General features: G+C 38.8%; 12 protein-coding genes. 2 read left to right on the top strand and 10 right to left on the bottom strand.

The features are described from left to right. Positions 1-4 precede the first annotated feature (4 nt). The 7 genes from FNN09_RS00675 to FNN09_RS00645 all read right to left on the bottom strand — a co-directional run bounded on the left by FNN09_RS00675 (position 5) and on the right by FNN09_RS00645 (position 8,185). A complete protein-coding gene (locus tag FNN09_RS00675) occupies positions 5-685 on the bottom strand; it encodes a hypothetical protein (RefSeq protein WP_143299541.1) in 681 nt (226 codons plus the stop codon). Between the two features lie 56 nt (positions 686-741). After that, positions 742-1,008, bottom strand: coding sequence for a DUF4834 family protein (locus tag FNN09_RS00670; RefSeq protein ID WP_143299540.1), 267 nt, complete (start codon positions 1,006-1,008; stop codon positions 742-744). A 310-nt stretch (positions 1,009-1,318) separates the two neighbouring features. After that, the gene (locus FNN09_RS00665) at positions 1,319-2,908 is read right to left on the bottom strand and encodes a S41 family peptidase (protein WP_255433919.1); all 1,590 of its coding nucleotides are present in this window, start codon (positions 2,906-2,908) and stop codon (positions 1,319-1,321) included. Positions 2,909-2,969: 61 nt separating this feature from the next. Beyond that, positions 2,970-3,458 (bottom strand): dCMP deaminase family protein, encoded by a 489-nt coding sequence (locus FNN09_RS00660; RefSeq protein ID WP_143299538.1) that lies wholly within the window; start codon positions 3,456-3,458, stop codon positions 2,970-2,972. Positions 3,459-3,890: 432 nt separating this feature from the next. Further along, positions 3,891-4,652, bottom strand: coding sequence for a LuxR C-terminal-related transcriptional regulator (locus FNN09_RS00655; RefSeq protein WP_143299537.1), 762 nt, complete (start codon positions 4,650-4,652; stop codon positions 3,891-3,893). A 64-nt stretch (positions 4,653-4,716) separates the two neighbouring features. After that, on the bottom strand, positions 4,717-5,433 hold the full coding sequence (locus FNN09_RS00650) for an energy transducer TonB (RefSeq protein WP_143299536.1): 717 nt from the start codon (positions 5,431-5,433) through the stop codon (positions 4,717-4,719). A 262-nt stretch (positions 5,434-5,695) separates the two neighbouring features. Then, entirely contained in the window at positions 5,696-8,185 is a 2,490-nt protein-coding gene (locus FNN09_RS00645; protein ID WP_143299535.1) for a YfhO family protein, read from the bottom strand. 340 nt (positions 8,186-8,525) lie between these two features. On the opposite strand from FNN09_RS00645, the gene FNN09_RS00640 reads away from it, so the two are divergent. Next, the gene (locus FNN09_RS00640; protein ID WP_143299534.1) at positions 8,526-9,206 is read left to right on the top strand and encodes a pseudouridine synthase; all 681 of its coding nucleotides are present in this window, start codon (positions 8,526-8,528) and stop codon (positions 9,204-9,206) included. A 681-nt stretch (positions 9,207-9,887) separates the two neighbouring features. On the opposite strand, the gene FNN09_RS00635 is transcribed toward FNN09_RS00640, so the two are convergent. Continuing rightward, on the bottom strand, positions 9,888-10,247 hold the full coding sequence (locus FNN09_RS00635) for an endonuclease domain-containing protein (protein WP_143299533.1): 360 nt from the start codon (positions 10,245-10,247) through the stop codon (positions 9,888-9,890). Positions 10,248-10,632: 385 nt separating this feature from the next. On the opposite strand from FNN09_RS00635, the gene FNN09_RS00630 reads away from it, so the two are divergent. Beyond that, on the top strand, positions 10,633-11,694 hold the full coding sequence (locus FNN09_RS00630; protein WP_143299532.1) for a bestrophin family protein: 1,062 nt from the start codon (positions 10,633-10,635) through the stop codon (positions 11,692-11,694). Between the two features lie 362 nt (positions 11,695-12,056). Here FNN09_RS00630 and FNN09_RS00625 read toward each other — a convergent pair whose 3' ends face one another. After that, positions 12,057-13,607, bottom strand: a complete 1,551-nt coding sequence (locus tag FNN09_RS00625) for a glycine--tRNA ligase (protein WP_143299531.1) — start codon at positions 13,605-13,607, stop codon at positions 12,057-12,059. Between the two features lie 221 nt (positions 13,608-13,828). Next, complete coding sequence (locus tag FNN09_RS00620; RefSeq protein WP_143299530.1) at positions 13,829-16,300, bottom strand: TonB-dependent siderophore receptor; 2,472 nt, start codon at positions 16,298-16,300, stop codon at positions 13,829-13,831. Positions 16,301-16,315: the final 15 nt, after the last annotated feature.

The following is a 16,315-nucleotide window of genomic DNA, read 5'->3' as shown; positions in this document are numbered from 1 at the left end:
AGTTCTAAAGCGAATTATAATATTCAACCAGCTTCTTTACACTCTCACTTTTTTTAAATTTCACCTTGTTTTTCTTAATAAAAGAAGCTAGTTCTTCTTGGTACTTGGGTGCTAATTCTAAAAAATCATTCTTACTTTTAATATAATGCAATACCCCATCATCAAACTCAACAAACAACTTTGGCGGGTTCGATTTAAATTCAGGTTTTTTCGCTTCAATATATCCTTTTGACTCTTGAGCTTCTATCAGAAATATATTGTATTGCATATATAAACTGGCGGTCTGTCCATTTAATAAGGTTTCGAAATAGCCTGTTTTTTTCTTGCCAGACGACTCATAAACTTTTAAACAAAAAAGATGCTCCTCTAGAGAAATATTGGCAAATATCTTCTCTTGGGGCAATTGATAATACTGTTCACCTTTAGCAATTTCCATTACATCTTTGTAAACATTATATCGCATCGTTAAACCCTCTATTTTCTGATTATCCTCAAGAGCAATTGATGCCGTATTGGTATCAAATAGATAGGGCGAGCCCGAGTAATCACTATTTTGATAGCCTGCAACCATTTGTTTGTTTTCGACATCTTGCATCAGTTGCCTAAATGCGGGATGAAGTAAATCCTGAGACATCACCAAAACCGGTGCTAAAAGAAGTACTAGTACTAAAATGTAGTTTTTCATGAGGATGGTATTTGATTATAAATATAGAAAACTAATCACATACCACAAGATAAAAACTACTTCACCTCCTCAAAGTCAACATATTCTCCTTCGTTATCATCGACTACCTGAGATGTTTTTTTAGCTTTCTCTTTTTTAATGGTAACATTGCCCTCCTGCTGTTGGGCTTGTTGACGATATTGGTTGGCAGCATTCTGTTGCTGCTGTTGCATACGTTCAACACCTTTTTTCATTAGAATAGGTAATAGCAGGCGCCCAATAAACTTAAACAAATAATAGGATACCACTAAGAAAGCTATAGTATTTACAAGTCCAACAAGCATATCAAAAAAATTTAGTCAAATATACCCAAATAGCTTATCAATTATCGTGCAAAAGATAAAACTGTTTCACTCACCTGTCAAGCCGTCGTGTTTATTAATTGTGAATAGCCAAAATGACACGTTTATAGAGGACAATCGATGAACTGTTTTTGACAAAATAGGATTTCCTTTTAAACCTAGATTTACTCATAATTAAAGAGGCCAGTCTGGCAATCCGAAAAAAACGAATAACCTTAATCGTACAATAGTTAAAAAGCACGAAGAAAAAATCCCTCGTGCTTTTTAACTATTTCTTTAAGACTGAAAGACACTAACTCTCTGTTTTGAGTGCCTCTTCAACAGCTTCTTTAAATACTTCATCAACCTGATGCAACATCGGATAAAAACCCTCATTATCAATCAAGTTGCGGGCAATGTAAGCCTTTAATTCTATTTCAATTAGTTCTTTAGATAAGTTGTAATCCTTTTGATTAAAAGATACCCCTTTATCTTTGGCAAAGTTTAAAAATCCTGCCAAAATATTTTCCTTATCAAGATACGCACCAATGGATTCAGCGCTAGTAAACTGTTCCATAGATGCTCTGTTATTGTCGGTATATTGTAAAGCATAGCGATAAATAATACCATTAACCCGAAGCTTATAGAAATAGTCGGTCATCATACTTGTATCGCGTGCCACAAACACATCAGGCATAATACCACCTCCACCATAAACAGTACGACCATTTTTGGTAGTGTACTTTAAGCTATCGTTAAATTCAATACTATCCTGGTTAAAAAACTCGCCTTGTGCATAGCGGTTGTAGATATCTTCGTAATAATCACTCGATCCATTTTCGTATGATTTTTGGATGCATCTGCCACTTGGCGTGTGATAACGAGCGATCGTAAGGCGCAATGCTGAACCATCGGACAAAGGAATTTGCTGCTGAACCAGTCCTTTACCAAATGAACGGCGACCGATAACAACGCCACGATCGTTGTCCTGAATAGCTCCAGCAAATATTTCACTGGCCGATGCTGAAAATTCATCGATCAGCACAATTACTTTGGTATCCTGACAGGTACCAGCCCCATTAGCATGTACATTTTGTCTTTTGTGCGCTTTGCCCTCGGTATATACAATCAAATCTTTAGCAGGTAAAAATTCGTTACATAAACGGATAGCAACATCGAGTAAGCCTCCTGAGTTACCACGGAAATCGATGATTAGTTCTTGACAATTGTTAGCTTTCAACTTTGCCAAAGCTGTTAAAAACTCCTGATAGGTATTTTGAGCAAACTTATCAACCTTAATGTAACCGGTTGTTTCGTTGACCATATAGCTTACTTCAACACTATAAATAGGAATGTTGCCACGGGTAATATTAAAATCTATCAGGTCTTTATTAGGGCGACGTAACACACCCACTTTAACGTCGGTGCCCATTTCGCCGCGCAATTGCTTCATTACATCGGTAGTGGCAATGCTTTTGCCTGCAATAATAGAATCGTTTACTGCAACAATTCTATCGCCAGGTAAAATGCCTACTTTCTCAGACGGACCACCCTGAATAACCTGAATGACCATTACGGTATCATTTTGCATGCTAAACTGAACGCCGATACCTCCAAAATTACCTTGCAGCTCCTCGTTAACTTTGTTTAAATCCTTAGCAGGAATATAAACCGAATGAGGATCTAAGTCTTTCAATATTTCGGGAATAATGCGCTCTTCTATACTTTGACGATTGACGGTATCAACATATTCATCCTCTATCAAGGTCATAATACCATCGAGCTTATTACTTGCCTGCGGGTAAATCATTAAAGGATTATTGCCTCCACCGCTTGGTCCAGCCATAAAATTACGACCTATAAAAACCCCAAGAGCCACCAATAGGGCGAAAATAAAGGGCATAAAGATTTGCTTGCGCGTATTTGATTGCATATATGCTATATTTCTTAAGTGAGTTATTATTCTAAACCTGAGTCTCCCCCAATATTAAACCATCTTTAACGGTAATCAGTTCATTTTCGATGTGAACAACTTCAATATGTGCTCTTGTTAACAGGTCAAGCCCATCGGTATTGTGGTACTTCTCGGCAAACACAACACGCTTAATACCTGCTTGAATAATTAATTTAGAACATTCGATACAAGGAGAAGCTGTGACATACAAAGTTGATTCATCGGAACTATTATTGGATCGAGCCACTTTAGTTATGGCATTAGCTTCGGCGTGCAACACATACGATTTTGTTTTATTATCACAATCTTCGCACTCATTTTCGAAACCCGATGGTGTACCATTATACCCGTCGCTTATAATCATTTTGTTTTTAACAATGATGGCTCCAACCTGTCGCCTGTTGCAATAGGAGTTTTGCGCCCATATACGAGCCATTGCTAAATACCGTTGATCCAGTAAAAACTGCTTTGTTATTTGCTTTTCTGCGTCTGTCTGCATGTTTTTCAATTGATTATTACAAAAGTAACAAAATATGCTACCGACAAAAGCAGGTGGAAAAGAATAGCGAGGAGAATGATGCTTTAGAATAGCAGGTATAATCCTATCTATAGGGCTATCCGCCCAAACCGGACTTACTTTTTGTTCTTGATCACAAAAACTAAGGAAAAAAGATCAAGGCTACTTTTTAAATAACTTTCTTATTTATCTCAAACTTAAGTGCGGCCGGGGGATCTTCGAACAAGTTCTCAGCTTCCCGGTCTCTCTAAAGCTTTTGATAAAACGTAAGTTATTTACAGAAGAGGCCACAAATGCATGACGCTTAAAAGAACACAACCTTAGAAGAACTACATACAACAACTAAATTTTATTCAATTCCATTTGTATTAAGAAAATCATTTAGGACGCTATTGATTAATAAACACTAGATAATTACAATAGTTGGTTGTCAATTGCAAAAGCAACCAGCTCTGCCGTATTGCACAAGTGAGATTTTGCCAACATTTTTCTACGGTGTGTATCAACCGTGTGCCGACTAATAAATAATTTCTCTCCAATTTCTTCACTGTTTCTACCACTTGCTAATAAGGAAAGTATTTGACATTCTCTTGTCGTAAAGTAATTGGCAAGATTATACAACTCTTCATCCGGGAATTTAAATTTATCTAAGGTGTAGTTAGTCCTTAAATCAAAATTAATCTTTCCTGAGTTATTGATGTAACTGATATCGGTATATAAACACAATACTTTACACAATGGCGATCCTTCGTGCCGACAAATAAGGCTGTTTTGGTTGAGTAGTTTAATGTAACCATTGCCCTTTCTCACACGAAAACCCAAACTAGCAACTAGCTCTCCCGCTGGAATATTCTCATGCTCGCCATATAGGAATTCAATTAATTTTTTAGATGCCAAAACCACAATAGGAAGGTCATCGGGATGAATCAAGGAATAAAGTGTTTTCACTTTCATTCGCTCAGGACGAATTCCCAGCACTTTATAAATACTTGAAGAAACATAGTCGATTACAAAGTCTGGTAGTCTGATGATGGTAAAAAATTGTGTCTGCAAACAAATCGGAAAATTCTTATAACTATCTTCACGTTGTAGTGAATCGGAGGAAGACGCTGCTTGATGATCACAAGCAATCTTCTGAATGTAATTCACCAGATCCCGATAAACAGACTCAGTCATATCCAAAAAAAAATGCTAAGGGCAAGTTACGCCCTTAGCTAATGATTCGTCAATACAATTAAGCTTATTTAATAGCTCTAATAAACGCCATTTCTACCTCTGTTGTTTCTTCAGGATTTAAGAGCCTCATATACTCATCCAATTTCATTTTTGAGGCTGTCATGTCGCCAAGTTGCTCGTAGGCTTTTGCTTGCCAAAGAACAATTGGCAGTTCTTCAGGTGCATACTTACTTGCTTCCTTTAGTTCATTTAAGCTGCGCTCAAAAAACTTGGTGCGTTTGCGTTGTTCTTGTCGTGTAAATGACAGGTAATTGCTTTCAACATCCATTCCTTTAGAGTAGGATTTTAAGGCTGCTTTATACATCATCAAGGCATTGTCTTTATGACTAGGATTACCAGCCATATCAAAGTTAATGTAAACTTTTTTTACACTAGCGATAGGCCTGCCATCTTGCATGGCTGGTTGCCACATACCCATTGTCTTTTCAAGACAGCATAAAACAGCTTCATCTAAATTCTCACAAACGGAATTGGTAATTTTCATATCCTCAACACTTCCTTTTTCGGTAATGGTAAATTGCACAACAACAATCCCTTCCTCACCAATAAAGCAGCTTCGTTCGGGGTATTCCAGGTTCTCTTCAGCGAAACAGCAAAAAACACTTTTGTTGGCCTCTGCCTTTTCTTCAACATTTAATGTTGCAGGTACATAATTTTGGTTTTGAGCGATTAAACCCAAAGCCATGAAACACAACAACAAAATCATCCATAATTTTTTCATGACAGTTGGTTTTGAATTTATTATCTAACAAAATTAACCCTAAACAAAGCCCCTGTCGATACTCATATCTGAGTATACTACATGAAAAAAGGGCACTTTATCAGCGCCCTCAAATACTATTTCATCTAATCAAAAACTAATACCAAGATTCAAATATCAGGATCCAAGACTGATTTACAGAAAATATACAAAGTTTCTGTAATCATAGCCCTACGTATTTTAAGCTTAATCATGATTGATCTTGATTCGTTTAATTAGCAAACTATTTATTCTTCTTCCATGCCAAAAATGAAGCTAAACCTATCAATAATAAAATAATGATAGAACTAATAGTTGCCAACATTTGCCCCGTAATAAATGAGCGAGGTTCAAAACGAAACTCAATGGCATGCTCTCCCGCCATAATCATTAAACCTCGTAACAAATAGTTGACTCTTAGGATATTTACTTCTTCACCATCAACATAGGCTTTCCAACCCTTTTCGTAGTAGACATCGCTAAAAACTGCCAACTGAGGCTGCGTGCTTTTCGACTCAAAAATCAAATAATCAGGCAAATACTGTGTTAAAGCAATTTGTCCATTTATTGAATCACAGCTGTAGCCCTTTACATCATCGACAAAGTGTTGATCAATAACAGCGGTTGTTTTTAAATTGACTTTACCCAATGCGGCAATTTCTTCATCAGCATTGGCCACTTGATGCACACCTTTTACAAACCATGCATTGCCCATGTAGCTTGGGTTAAAAATAGGTTTTGCCTGAGGGTTAAAAATAATGTACTTGGTATTCATCATATTAAGAACCGGCATTTGCTCCATGGCCTCTTCCAACTCGCCCGGACTCTTTGCTGTTTGCAGTACCTTCATTAACTCTTGCCAGTCGTTCATAAGGTAATGGTCGGCCAGGTCTTGATAACGCCTTATTTTTGCACCATGGAAACCTCCAACCGACTTATGCCAATAGGGTGTGAATCCATCTTTAAACGGATCGCGATAAATTGGAAATACGCGATAGTAATCATCTCTATCCTTAAGTATTTCAGCATCGGCTGTTGATTGTGCCAGTTCCTGACGCGCTTTGGATTGACTAACAAAGTCACCATCGTTTAAGTAGCGTTTGGATACGCCCCACACATCAACCAATATTAAAATAGCCAAGCCCCACATTAAATAACGCTTGTTCAGTTTATTTTGAATGAAAAACCAAATGGATGCTGAGCCCAATAATATAAACACAAACGATCGCCATGCATCAGCAGTAAATAGCACTTGACGGGCAGCGATTAAATTAGCTTCCAACAATTGATACATTTGAGCATTTTCTCCTCCTTGCATAATTTGAGCACCAATTTGCTGTGCCTCCATTGGCGATAAAAAGCTGTAGAAAGCTGTTGGAAATAAAGCCAATACCATACTCAATCCACCAGTTAATGCGAAAGCTATTACAAACCATTTGCTGTCCTTTTTAACTGTTTCAGGATTTGAAAGAATGGTTTTTAAGCCAAGGAAACCTAATACCGGCATGGCCATAGATGCCAATACCAATGCCATTTCTACGGTGCGGAATTTATTATACAGTGGAAAATTATAAAACATGAAGTAATTAAACCATTGTAAGTTTTTACCCCAGGCCAGCATAATGGAGAAAATGGTAATACCAATTAACCACCATCGTTCTTTCCCTTTATAATAAAAGGCACCAATAAAAAATAAGAAACAAATTAAAGCACCGGCATAAACAGGTCCGCTTGTGAAGATACGTCCTCCCCAATATTGGCTCGATTGACCAACATATTCTTTTAAGCGCGAATCAACTTGTTTCATCGCCTCTTCGGAATTAGCCAAACCTTCTGAAGCACCACCCACCACATTAGGTATCATCAGTGTTAGTGTTTCATGTATACCGTAGCTCCAACCAAAAGCATAATCCACATCCAAACCCGAGTGTTCTTTTTCGCCTTGTTTTGGTGTTAGCTCTGAGGCTCCTCGTATGGAGTATTTTCCATACTCGTAGGTTGTCCATAGATTAGTAATATTTGGCAATACAGCTAACATTGCAGCAATAACCAATATGCCTGTTGTTTGAGCAAAAGGTTTAATGGCCTTTTCTTTTAAAGCATACACCAAGCGCGACAAAACAATAAATGCAACCATAAATGCCAGATAATAGGTTATCTGAACATGGTTGTAGGCAATTTCCATACCCAGCGCAACTGCCGTTATTACCCCACCAATAAATCGATTGCGATTATAAGCATACAACACACCGGCTATAACAGGTGCCATAAGGGCTATGGCGTATGTTTTGGTAATGTGTCCGGCAATAATTATTATAAGGTTGTAGGATCCAAAGGCAAAGGCAATAGCGCCTATCACACATAACCAATGATCAATTTTCATACTTAACAACAGCAGGTAAAAGCCCAAGAGGTATAAAAACACGATGGCCACTGTTTCGTATGGTAAGTTAATACGTGAATAGCGGTTTAGGTAACTAAATATATTCTTCGATGAGTCACCTTTTATAAGGTAGGCTGGCATACCGCCAAACATGGAGTTGGTCCATAGTGCCTTTTCACCAGTTTTTTGCTCATGATCCACCAGCTCTTGCGACATGGCTTTGGCATGCGTATTATCGAGCTGTGGTAATTTTTTTCCCTCTAAAACTGGGGCGAAATAAGCGAAACTTAAAACTACAAATAGCAGTAAAGCTGCTACATAAGGCAAATAGCCCTTAATCTTGTCGAACATGGTATTGCAATTATATTTGAACCGTGAAAATACGCAATGTTATTGGAATAGAAAAAGTGACTATTAGTGAGTTTCTTATCCTTACACGTGATTCGATTGGTATATTTTTACCCCCATCCCCACCTAACGGTGGTACTTCCCCCTGAAAAGCAGAAGAGAATTGGCAAGATGTAACTCAATCCCATCCTTTATAAGGAGGGATGCCAAAGGCGGGGTGGTTATGGACTTGAACCTGCAACATTTGTAAAGAGAGTAAATTAAGATATAAGGCATTGTACGGGGCCTATAAGAAAAACAATTGCTATAAAGTTTTAAAGTACATTTGCACAAAACAACAGCAATGCTCGAAATTATCTATCAAGATCAATACATGGTGGCCATTAACAAACCTCATGGACTTCTCGTTCATCGCAGTCCCATTGCGGCCGATGCCGAAGAGTTTGCCATGCAATTGTTGCGAGACCAGATTGGACAAAAGGTATTTCCTATTCACCGTTTGGATAGAAAAACATCTGGCATCTTAGTTTTTGCATTGAGCAGCAGTGTGGCGGCCCAGATACAAAGCATCTTTGAAGATTCTGAGACTCAAAAAATATACATTGCCATTGTACGTGGTTTCTTTCCTGATGAAATAGAAGTAGATTACCCACTCACCAACGACCGCGGCAAAACACAGGAAGCACTCACCCATTTCAAAACATTAAAGCGTAGCGAGCTGCCCATTCCTTTCGGTAAGTTTGAAACATCGCGTTACTCACTCATTGAAGCTCAACCCAAAACAGGTCGGATGCACCAGATTCGCAAACACCTTAATCACCTCCGTCATCCCATCATTGGCGATCGACCACATGGATGCAACAAACAAAACAAACTGTTTAAAGAGCGTTGGAACATGACAACCATGATGCTACACGCTAAACAACTCAAAATGATTCATCCCATCTCTAAAGAAGCTCTTTTACTGGAGGCAGATACCTATCAACCATTCAAGTATATGATTGAGGAGTTGGGGTTTCAATAGTTTTATAGATAGCGAGCTATTTCTAAGGCTAGCGAAGAAATTCATTCGTGTAGCGAATAATTTCCATGGCCTAGCGAACGATTTCTATTTGGGAAATTGCTCGCTATAGGTGGTAAATGATCTACTTGATGATGGAAATTACTCGCTAGGTGTTGAAATTATTCGCTGGGAACCGTAAAAAGCTCGCTATACGTCGGAAAAACCTCGCCAGGCAGTTGAAATCTCTCGCTACACGAATGAATTTCTCGCTATGCTCAGGAAATAAGCTATCCCTACAGAAAATCTTGTGTAATAATTTCCCCCATCCCCACCTATCGGTGGTACTTCCCCCTAAAAAGGGGAAGAAGGTTTAGCAAGGTGGTAAATCATCCCATCCTTTATAAGGAGTGTACAAAGCGTGGTGGTTATTATTGGTTATATTAAACCACCTCCCCACTTCGTGGTACTCACCCTTAAAAAAGGAGGAGAGTGATTGACATAGCATAAGAAGTATATTATGAGCCATTACAAAAGCTTGTGTTATTACTTAAGACAGGATTCGGGTATAATGCGTAAGGCGTTAAAAACTGTTCCAGGCTGATCGCCCTTCCCCTCCTTTATAAGGAGGGGTGCCAAAGGCGGGGTGGTTATTAACTTTATCAGAATACTGACACCTCTTGTAACACACACTTTGAACGGGATTTAATAATCTTTTTTACTTTTTGCAAAAGCAACAACATCCATCAAGATGGTATCCAAATGTTCAAACACCATTCTATTTTCATATCGTAGAATTGTAATCCCATTCTGTTTTAATACACCTTCTCTTATGCTATCATATTTTTCAGACATCGCATGATATTCCCCATCCAATTCGATTCCAAGTTTTAGCTGAGGACAGTAAAAATCTAATATGTAATTATCAATAGAATGCTGTCTTCTAAACTTAAAGTTAGCGACCTGCTTTCCTTTTAAATGCCGCCAAAGTTCTATTTCTGCAGAGGTAGAGTTATTTCGCAGGTGTCTTCTGAAAGTTTTTAACTCAGGTTTGTTGGTTTTCATCGATAAAATTTAGTCTTACCTCTAATATATTAATAATTGTTTTACCCCCATCCCCACCTATCGGTGGTACTTCCCCCTAAAAAAGGGAAGAAGGTTTAGCAAGGTTGTAAATCATCCCATCCTTTATAAGGAGGGGTGCCGTAGGCGGGGTGGTTTGAGCTTTTTTATATTAAACCTCCTTCCAGCTTCGTGGTACTCCTCATTAAAAAAGGAGGAGAGTAATTCACTTGATGTAAGGAGAAGTTATAAGGCATTACAAAAGCTTGTTTATACAAGTACAGTATGAAATTAAAATGGTTTAATAAGTCAGCAAGACCCGGCTTAGCATTCGTCATTCAACATATTAAGTCAATGTTTGTTAGTTGAGTAGACTAAATAAACCAGTATGCTTACAAAAGTTAGATATACCCTCAAGGAAATGATACTATGGACACGTGGCGAAACACTGCTATTTGTGTTATATGCTTTACTCATCACTTTTTTATACAAAGTTCTAGGCTTCATATTTATTGATATGCCGTGGACACCCGTTGCCTTAATTGGTACCGCAGTGGCATTTATAGTTGGTTTTCAAAATAATGCTGCTTATGGTCGTATTTGGGAGGCACGAAAAATATGGGGTGGTATCGTTAATAATTCGCGTAGCTGGGGCATGATGATTCAATCGATGCTGAGCAATGAATATACCGATAAAGCGATGGATGATAAGGAGCTTAAAAAACACAAACAACAGTTAGTTTATCGCCACATAGCTTGGATGACAGCTTTGCGCCACGCCATGCGCCAAAGTAAAAAATGGGAGGTATTTGAAAAACACAGAACCAACCGTGAGTGGTCGCGCATTGCCTATATACCCGAACGTGTAACATCGTTAAGTGATGACTTGCTTGAATACCTGACTCCCGAGGAACATGCTTATGTATTAAGCAAAGACAACAAACAAGCGGCTGTTCTTTACCTGCAATCGGCCCACCTTAAAGATTTAAAAGAGCGAAAGATTATATGGGAGTTTTCATTTCTGGAGCTTCAGTCAATGCTAAAGGAACAGTTTGAGCTACAAGGAAAATCAGAGCGCATAAAAAATTTCCCCTACCCCCGACAATATGCAACCCTATCGCACCAGTTTGTATGGATGTTCTTAATTCTCTTACCCATGAGTTTAGTATCTGAATTTGCCAATATTGCTGATAAAGTAAAAATGGTATTTCCTCTTATTGCTGAGCATTTTATTTGGCTGGCCGTGCCATTTTGCGGTGTAGTTTCGTGGATATTCCATACCATGATGCGCATTGGTACGGTTGGAGAGAATCCTTTTGAGGGCTCAGCCAATGATGTACCTATTTCAACCATTGCCCGTGGCATTGAACGGGACCTACGTCAGTTAATGGATGAGGAAGAGGAACAGATACCATCACAGTTCCCTGAGAAGTTTCATGTGCAGATGTAATACCCCCAATCCTCACCTAGCGCTGGTAGCTCATTCCTCTACTTGATAAGAAGTGTGCAAGACGGGGTGGTTATCAACTTGGTAATAATAAACCACCTCCCCACTTCGTGGTACTCCTCCTTAAAAAAGGAGGAGAATGATTGACATAGCGTAAGAAGAATGTTATGAGCCATTACAAAAGCTTGTGTTATTACTTAAGACAGAATTCGGGAATAATGCGTAAGGCCTTAAAAACTGTTCCAGACTGATCGCCCTTCCCCTCCTTTGTAAGGAGGGGTGCCAAAGGCGGGGTGGTTACCATCCAAAAAACAAAAAGCCCGATTGAATGAACAACCGGACTTTGTATCTAGTAGAGTAACTCTCTATAAATTCTTGAATGCTTCGCGCATGCTTACTTTTTTGCCAATGATACCTTGCAAATCAGCTATTTTAACACGCTCCTGCTCCATGGTATCACGATGACGGATAGTAACCGTATCGTCTTCTAATGACTGGTGGTCAACCGTTACACAGAAAGGTGTACCAATTGCATCCTGACGACGGTAACGCTTACCAATACTGTCTTTCTCGTCGTACTGACAGTTGAAGTCAAACTTCAAATCATCAATAATAGCACGGGCTTTTTCTGGCAGACCATCTTTTTTAACCAATGGCATAACAGCTAACTTAATTGGCGCTAATACTGGTGGCAGATTCAATACAACACGAGTTTCTTTTTTACCACCTTTACCTTCAACCTCCTCTTCGTTATAAGCACCAGCCATAATACTTAAGAACATGCGATCAACACCAATTGATGTTTCTACCACATAAGGCACATAGCTCTTATTCAACTCTGGGTCGAAGTATTGAATTTTCTTACCTGAGAACTCCTGGTGCTGCGACAAGTCAAAGTCGGTACGAGAATGAATACCCTCCACCTCTTTAAATCCAAATGGCATCTTAAACTCAATATCGGTAGCTGCATTGGCGTAGTGAGCCAACTTCTCATGGTCGTGGAAACGGTATTTCTCCTCACCCATGCCCAATGATTTGTGCCATCTAACACGTGCATCCTTCCAATATTCAAACCACTTCATCTCTTCTCCAGGGCGAACAAAGAATTGCATTTCCATCTGTTCGAACTCACGCATGCGGAAGATGAACTGACGGGCCACAATCTCGTTACGGAATGCTTTACCAATTTGGGCAATACCAAAAGGCAATTTCATACGACCTGTTTTTTGCACGTTTAGGTAATTCACAAAAATACCTTGTGCCGTTTCAGGACGTAAATATATTTTTTGAGCACCATCAGCTGTTGAACCCATCTCGGTTGAGAACATCAGGTTGAACTGACGTACATCGGTCCACTCTTTAGTACCAGATATAGGACAAGCAATTTCATAATCAATAATAATCTGGCGCAAATCCTCCAGGTCATTATCGTTTAAAGCTTTGGCAAAGCGTGTGTGCACCTCATCAATTTTCTTTTGATTGGCCAATACACGTGGATTCGTTTCCAAAAACTGAGCTTTATCAAAGCTTTCACCAAAACGTTTCTCAGCTTTCTTTACTTCTTTGTTAATCTTCTCTTCGAACTTTTGAATCAAGTCCTCAATTAACACATCGGCACGGTAACGTTTCTTACTGTCTTTATTATCAATCAAAGGATCGTTAAAAGCATCTACGTGTCCCGAAGCTTTCCAAATGGTTGGGTGCATAAAAATTGATGAGTCGATACCAACTACATTCTCGTGCAACAACACCATGGCATCCCACCAGTATTTTTTAATGTTGTTCTTCAGTTCAACACCATTTTGCGCATAATCGTAAACAGCACCTAAGCCATCGTATATTTCGCTTGATTGAAAAACAAAACCATACTCCTTACAGTGAGCTACCAGCTTTTTAAAAACGTCCTCTTGTGCCATATCTATTTTTTATGATTTTTATCAGTTTTTGTTCCGATTAAACGGAAATGCAAAAATAGTTGAATTTTAAAAAGTAGCGAAGCTTTTTAGTAAAGGATGCATCTTTATTTACATGAGACTGACAAAGATCGCACTTTAAACCAACATAAAAAGCCACCCCGTAATGAGGTGGCTTTCAAATTTAAGATGTAGATTCCTGTATAGACAGGATATAATTCTCGTTAGAATTTAAAGTTTAAACCACCAAGTACCATGCCTGGAATTTCATCCATGTAAGCAAATTCGCGCTCGTTCATGTTTAAGATATTGCGACCATTGACGAATAGCGTCAAGTTTCTACTGGCTTTGTACGATACCTTTGCATTTAATAAGAACTTACCTGCAATTTCTTCGGTGCTATACTGACTTTCAAACGATTGATCGCCGTAGAAATAGGCCTGTGGGAATATCTCTATCTTTTTACAAGGACGATAGCTCAAAGAGAATCCTCCAAAATATGATGGTGTTGACTTGTGCTCGTAATCACTTTTCTCACCCTCGGGCATATCGCTAATGGTTGTTGCCACAGCGTATGTTTGAACAGTAGGATCAATTTCTCCTGTTGCAACACCAGTACCATAATCCACTAGGGCTTGCTGAATTTTAGCTGGTAAATCAGGATCGTTTTGAGCAAGATAAGCCTGGTAACCAACTACCTCATTACGATTAACGGGTAAGTAATTATCCAGTTTTGTTTGTTGCAAAGTAAAATGCCCTGTACCAACCAATTTCTCAGAGATAACCCAGTCGATTGAAGCCGATAAGCCCATTTGTTTCGACACTAGATCTAGGTTTTGATATTTGATATTAACAATACCATTAATGTCTGGCTGTTCGATTTGACCGATAACCGCCAACGGGTTAAACACGGCCAATGAAGTTGTTTCTGGCATTAATGCACCAAAACCCTCTGACACATTGTAAAAAGCCTCGATATCAACTAATAAATTTTTAGCAGGACGTGTACGATAACCAATCTCAATCATATCCATGGTTTTTAAATCATGGTTAGGGTCACCATCGAATTGCATAATACGAGGAAACTCCATGTTCACCACATTCCAAGTGTAATTAGAATAGGTATTGACTAAGAATGATGATTGATTAGCTCTTGAATATACTGCTCTGAACAGGTTATTATCGTTGATTTTATAAGAACCAACAAACTGCCACGATGCATATATATCATCAGGATAGTTATATTGCTCGGCACGCAAAGCTGCTACTAAGCGCAATTTATCGCTTGGGCGATAATCCACGCGAGCACTACCAGCTAAAATATTAATGGTACGCTTTTCATTTAAATAACCATTACCAATTTCTGCAATATGCTCCGTATCGTCGTACGACATAGATTGATAGCTAACACCCGGGCGAATGCTAACTTTACCAAGGTTCCAGTCATACTCGGCCTGAATGTTATACTGCTCATTATCTAATTCAAAGCCCTCGTTACCGGCCATGTAATCAATTGTTCCGCCATTGTAATTGGCCTGAAAACTTAAACCTTTGTAGGTAGCACGTAAATCAGCATATGAGGTAGAAGCTATTTTTGTAGTGTACGGTGTTGGCACATCACCCATGCTCGACGTTAATGCTTGTGAGTTTTGATGGCCAGCCATTAAATTGAATGTCACCTCTTCATTTGGCATAAAATCAACATAGCCATTTACTCCCATGCGTTCTTTCGATTTTTCAGGATCTGGAAATGACTTGTAGATATCGTAGGTTTCACCGTTAACCTGATATGGAGGCCATAGAGGCAAATCGCCATTTTGCATTCGGTTAATTTCACTTAGCGAAAAATAACCTGGGTCAACAGGGACTCCATCTAAAGAATACTCTGCACCACCTCTATCGTATATTAATACTTCATCGGTATTACGATCTCTACTTTCAAAGTTACCAGTTATACCGAAACTCCATTTGTCATTTATTTTATCTCGGAATGCAATATCACCCACTAGTGTATTTAAACTACCAGCTTGCACATTACCTGATAAAAGGGCTGAATCATCGCTGATGGTTTGTGTGATAATGTTAATCACTCCCGACAAAGCATTTGGTCCGTAAAGGGCACTGGCCGGACCACGAACTACTTCAATACGGTCAATATCTTCAAATCCTACTGGAAGTGTTTCCCACAATGTTCCACCGTGAGAGTAATTAAATACCGGGCGACCATTAATCATTACCAAAGTATTCATGTTCTCGGAATACAACAACATGTTTTTTCCTGGTAAGTTATCGTTACCACGTATATGCACATCGAAATTACCGTTTGATTTTTCGCGAACAATAAGACCTGGAACCATGCGCAAAGCCTCTTCAATAGATGTAGCTCCCGAGGAAATAATTTGATCGTGCGACAATACGGTAGTTGACAAAGGTGAGTCAAACAAACTTTCTTCAGACTTAGATGCCGAAGTCACATCTTTGTTCAGTAACAACTCATACAACTCTTCAAGCGATGACACTCCCACAATGTCAATGGCTGCCATCAAATCTTCTAGTGCTAATCCACTCAACTCTTCAGTTGACATGGATAATATTTTCTCTTTCGTAAGAGAAGAGCTTTCACTTTCCTGAGCCAATAAAGCATTGCTCAAAACCAATGAAAACATCAAAATTATAAGGTATTTAAATCTAATCATTTCTTAAACTTTAGT

Source organism: Carboxylicivirga sp. M1479 (assembly GCF_007097485.1).
Lineage (GTDB): Bacteria > Bacteroidota > Bacteroidia > Bacteroidales > Marinilabiliaceae > Carboxylicivirga.
This window is presented reverse-complemented; position numbering and strand designations above follow the sequence as displayed.

Bases quoted from the DNA above. Each gene is read 5' to 3' on its own strand.
- FNN09_RS00675 (WP_143299541.1), bottom strand. From the start codon at position 685: ATGAAAAACTACATTTTAGTACTAGTACTTCTTTTAGCACCGGTTTTG.
- FNN09_RS00670 (WP_143299540.1), bottom strand. From the start codon at position 1,008: ATGCTTGTTGGACTTGTAAATACTATAGCTTTCTTAGTGGTATCCTAT.
- FNN09_RS00665 (WP_255433919.1), bottom strand. From the start codon at position 2,908: ATGCCCTTTATTTTCGCCCTATTGGTGGCTCTTGGGGTTTTTATAGGT.
- FNN09_RS00660 (WP_143299538.1), bottom strand. From the start codon at position 3,458: ATGCAGACAGACGCAGAAAAGCAAATAACAAAGCAGTTTTTACTGGAT.
- FNN09_RS00655 (WP_143299537.1), bottom strand. From the start codon at position 4,652: ATGACTGAGTCTGTTTATCGGGATCTGGTGAATTACATTCAGAAGATT.
- FNN09_RS00650 (WP_143299536.1), bottom strand. From the start codon at position 5,433: ATGAAAAAATTATGGATGATTTTGTTGTTGTGTTTCATGGCTTTGGGT.
- FNN09_RS00645 (WP_143299535.1), bottom strand. From the start codon at position 8,185: ATGTTCGACAAGATTAAGGGCTATTTGCCTTATGTAGCAGCTTTACTG.
- FNN09_RS00640 (WP_143299534.1), top strand. From the start codon at position 8,526: ATGCTCGAAATTATCTATCAAGATCAATACATGGTGGCCATTAACAAA.
- FNN09_RS00635 (WP_143299533.1), bottom strand. From the start codon at position 10,247: ATGAAAACCAACAAACCTGAGTTAAAAACTTTCAGAAGACACCTGCGA.
- FNN09_RS00630 (WP_143299532.1), top strand. From the start codon at position 10,633: ATGCTTACAAAAGTTAGATATACCCTCAAGGAAATGATACTATGGACA.
- FNN09_RS00625 (WP_143299531.1), bottom strand. From the start codon at position 13,607: ATGGCACAAGAGGACGTTTTTAAAAAGCTGGTAGCTCACTGTAAGGAG.
- FNN09_RS00620 (WP_143299530.1), bottom strand. From the start codon at position 16,300: ATGATTAGATTTAAATACCTTATAATTTTGATGTTTTCATTGGTTTTG.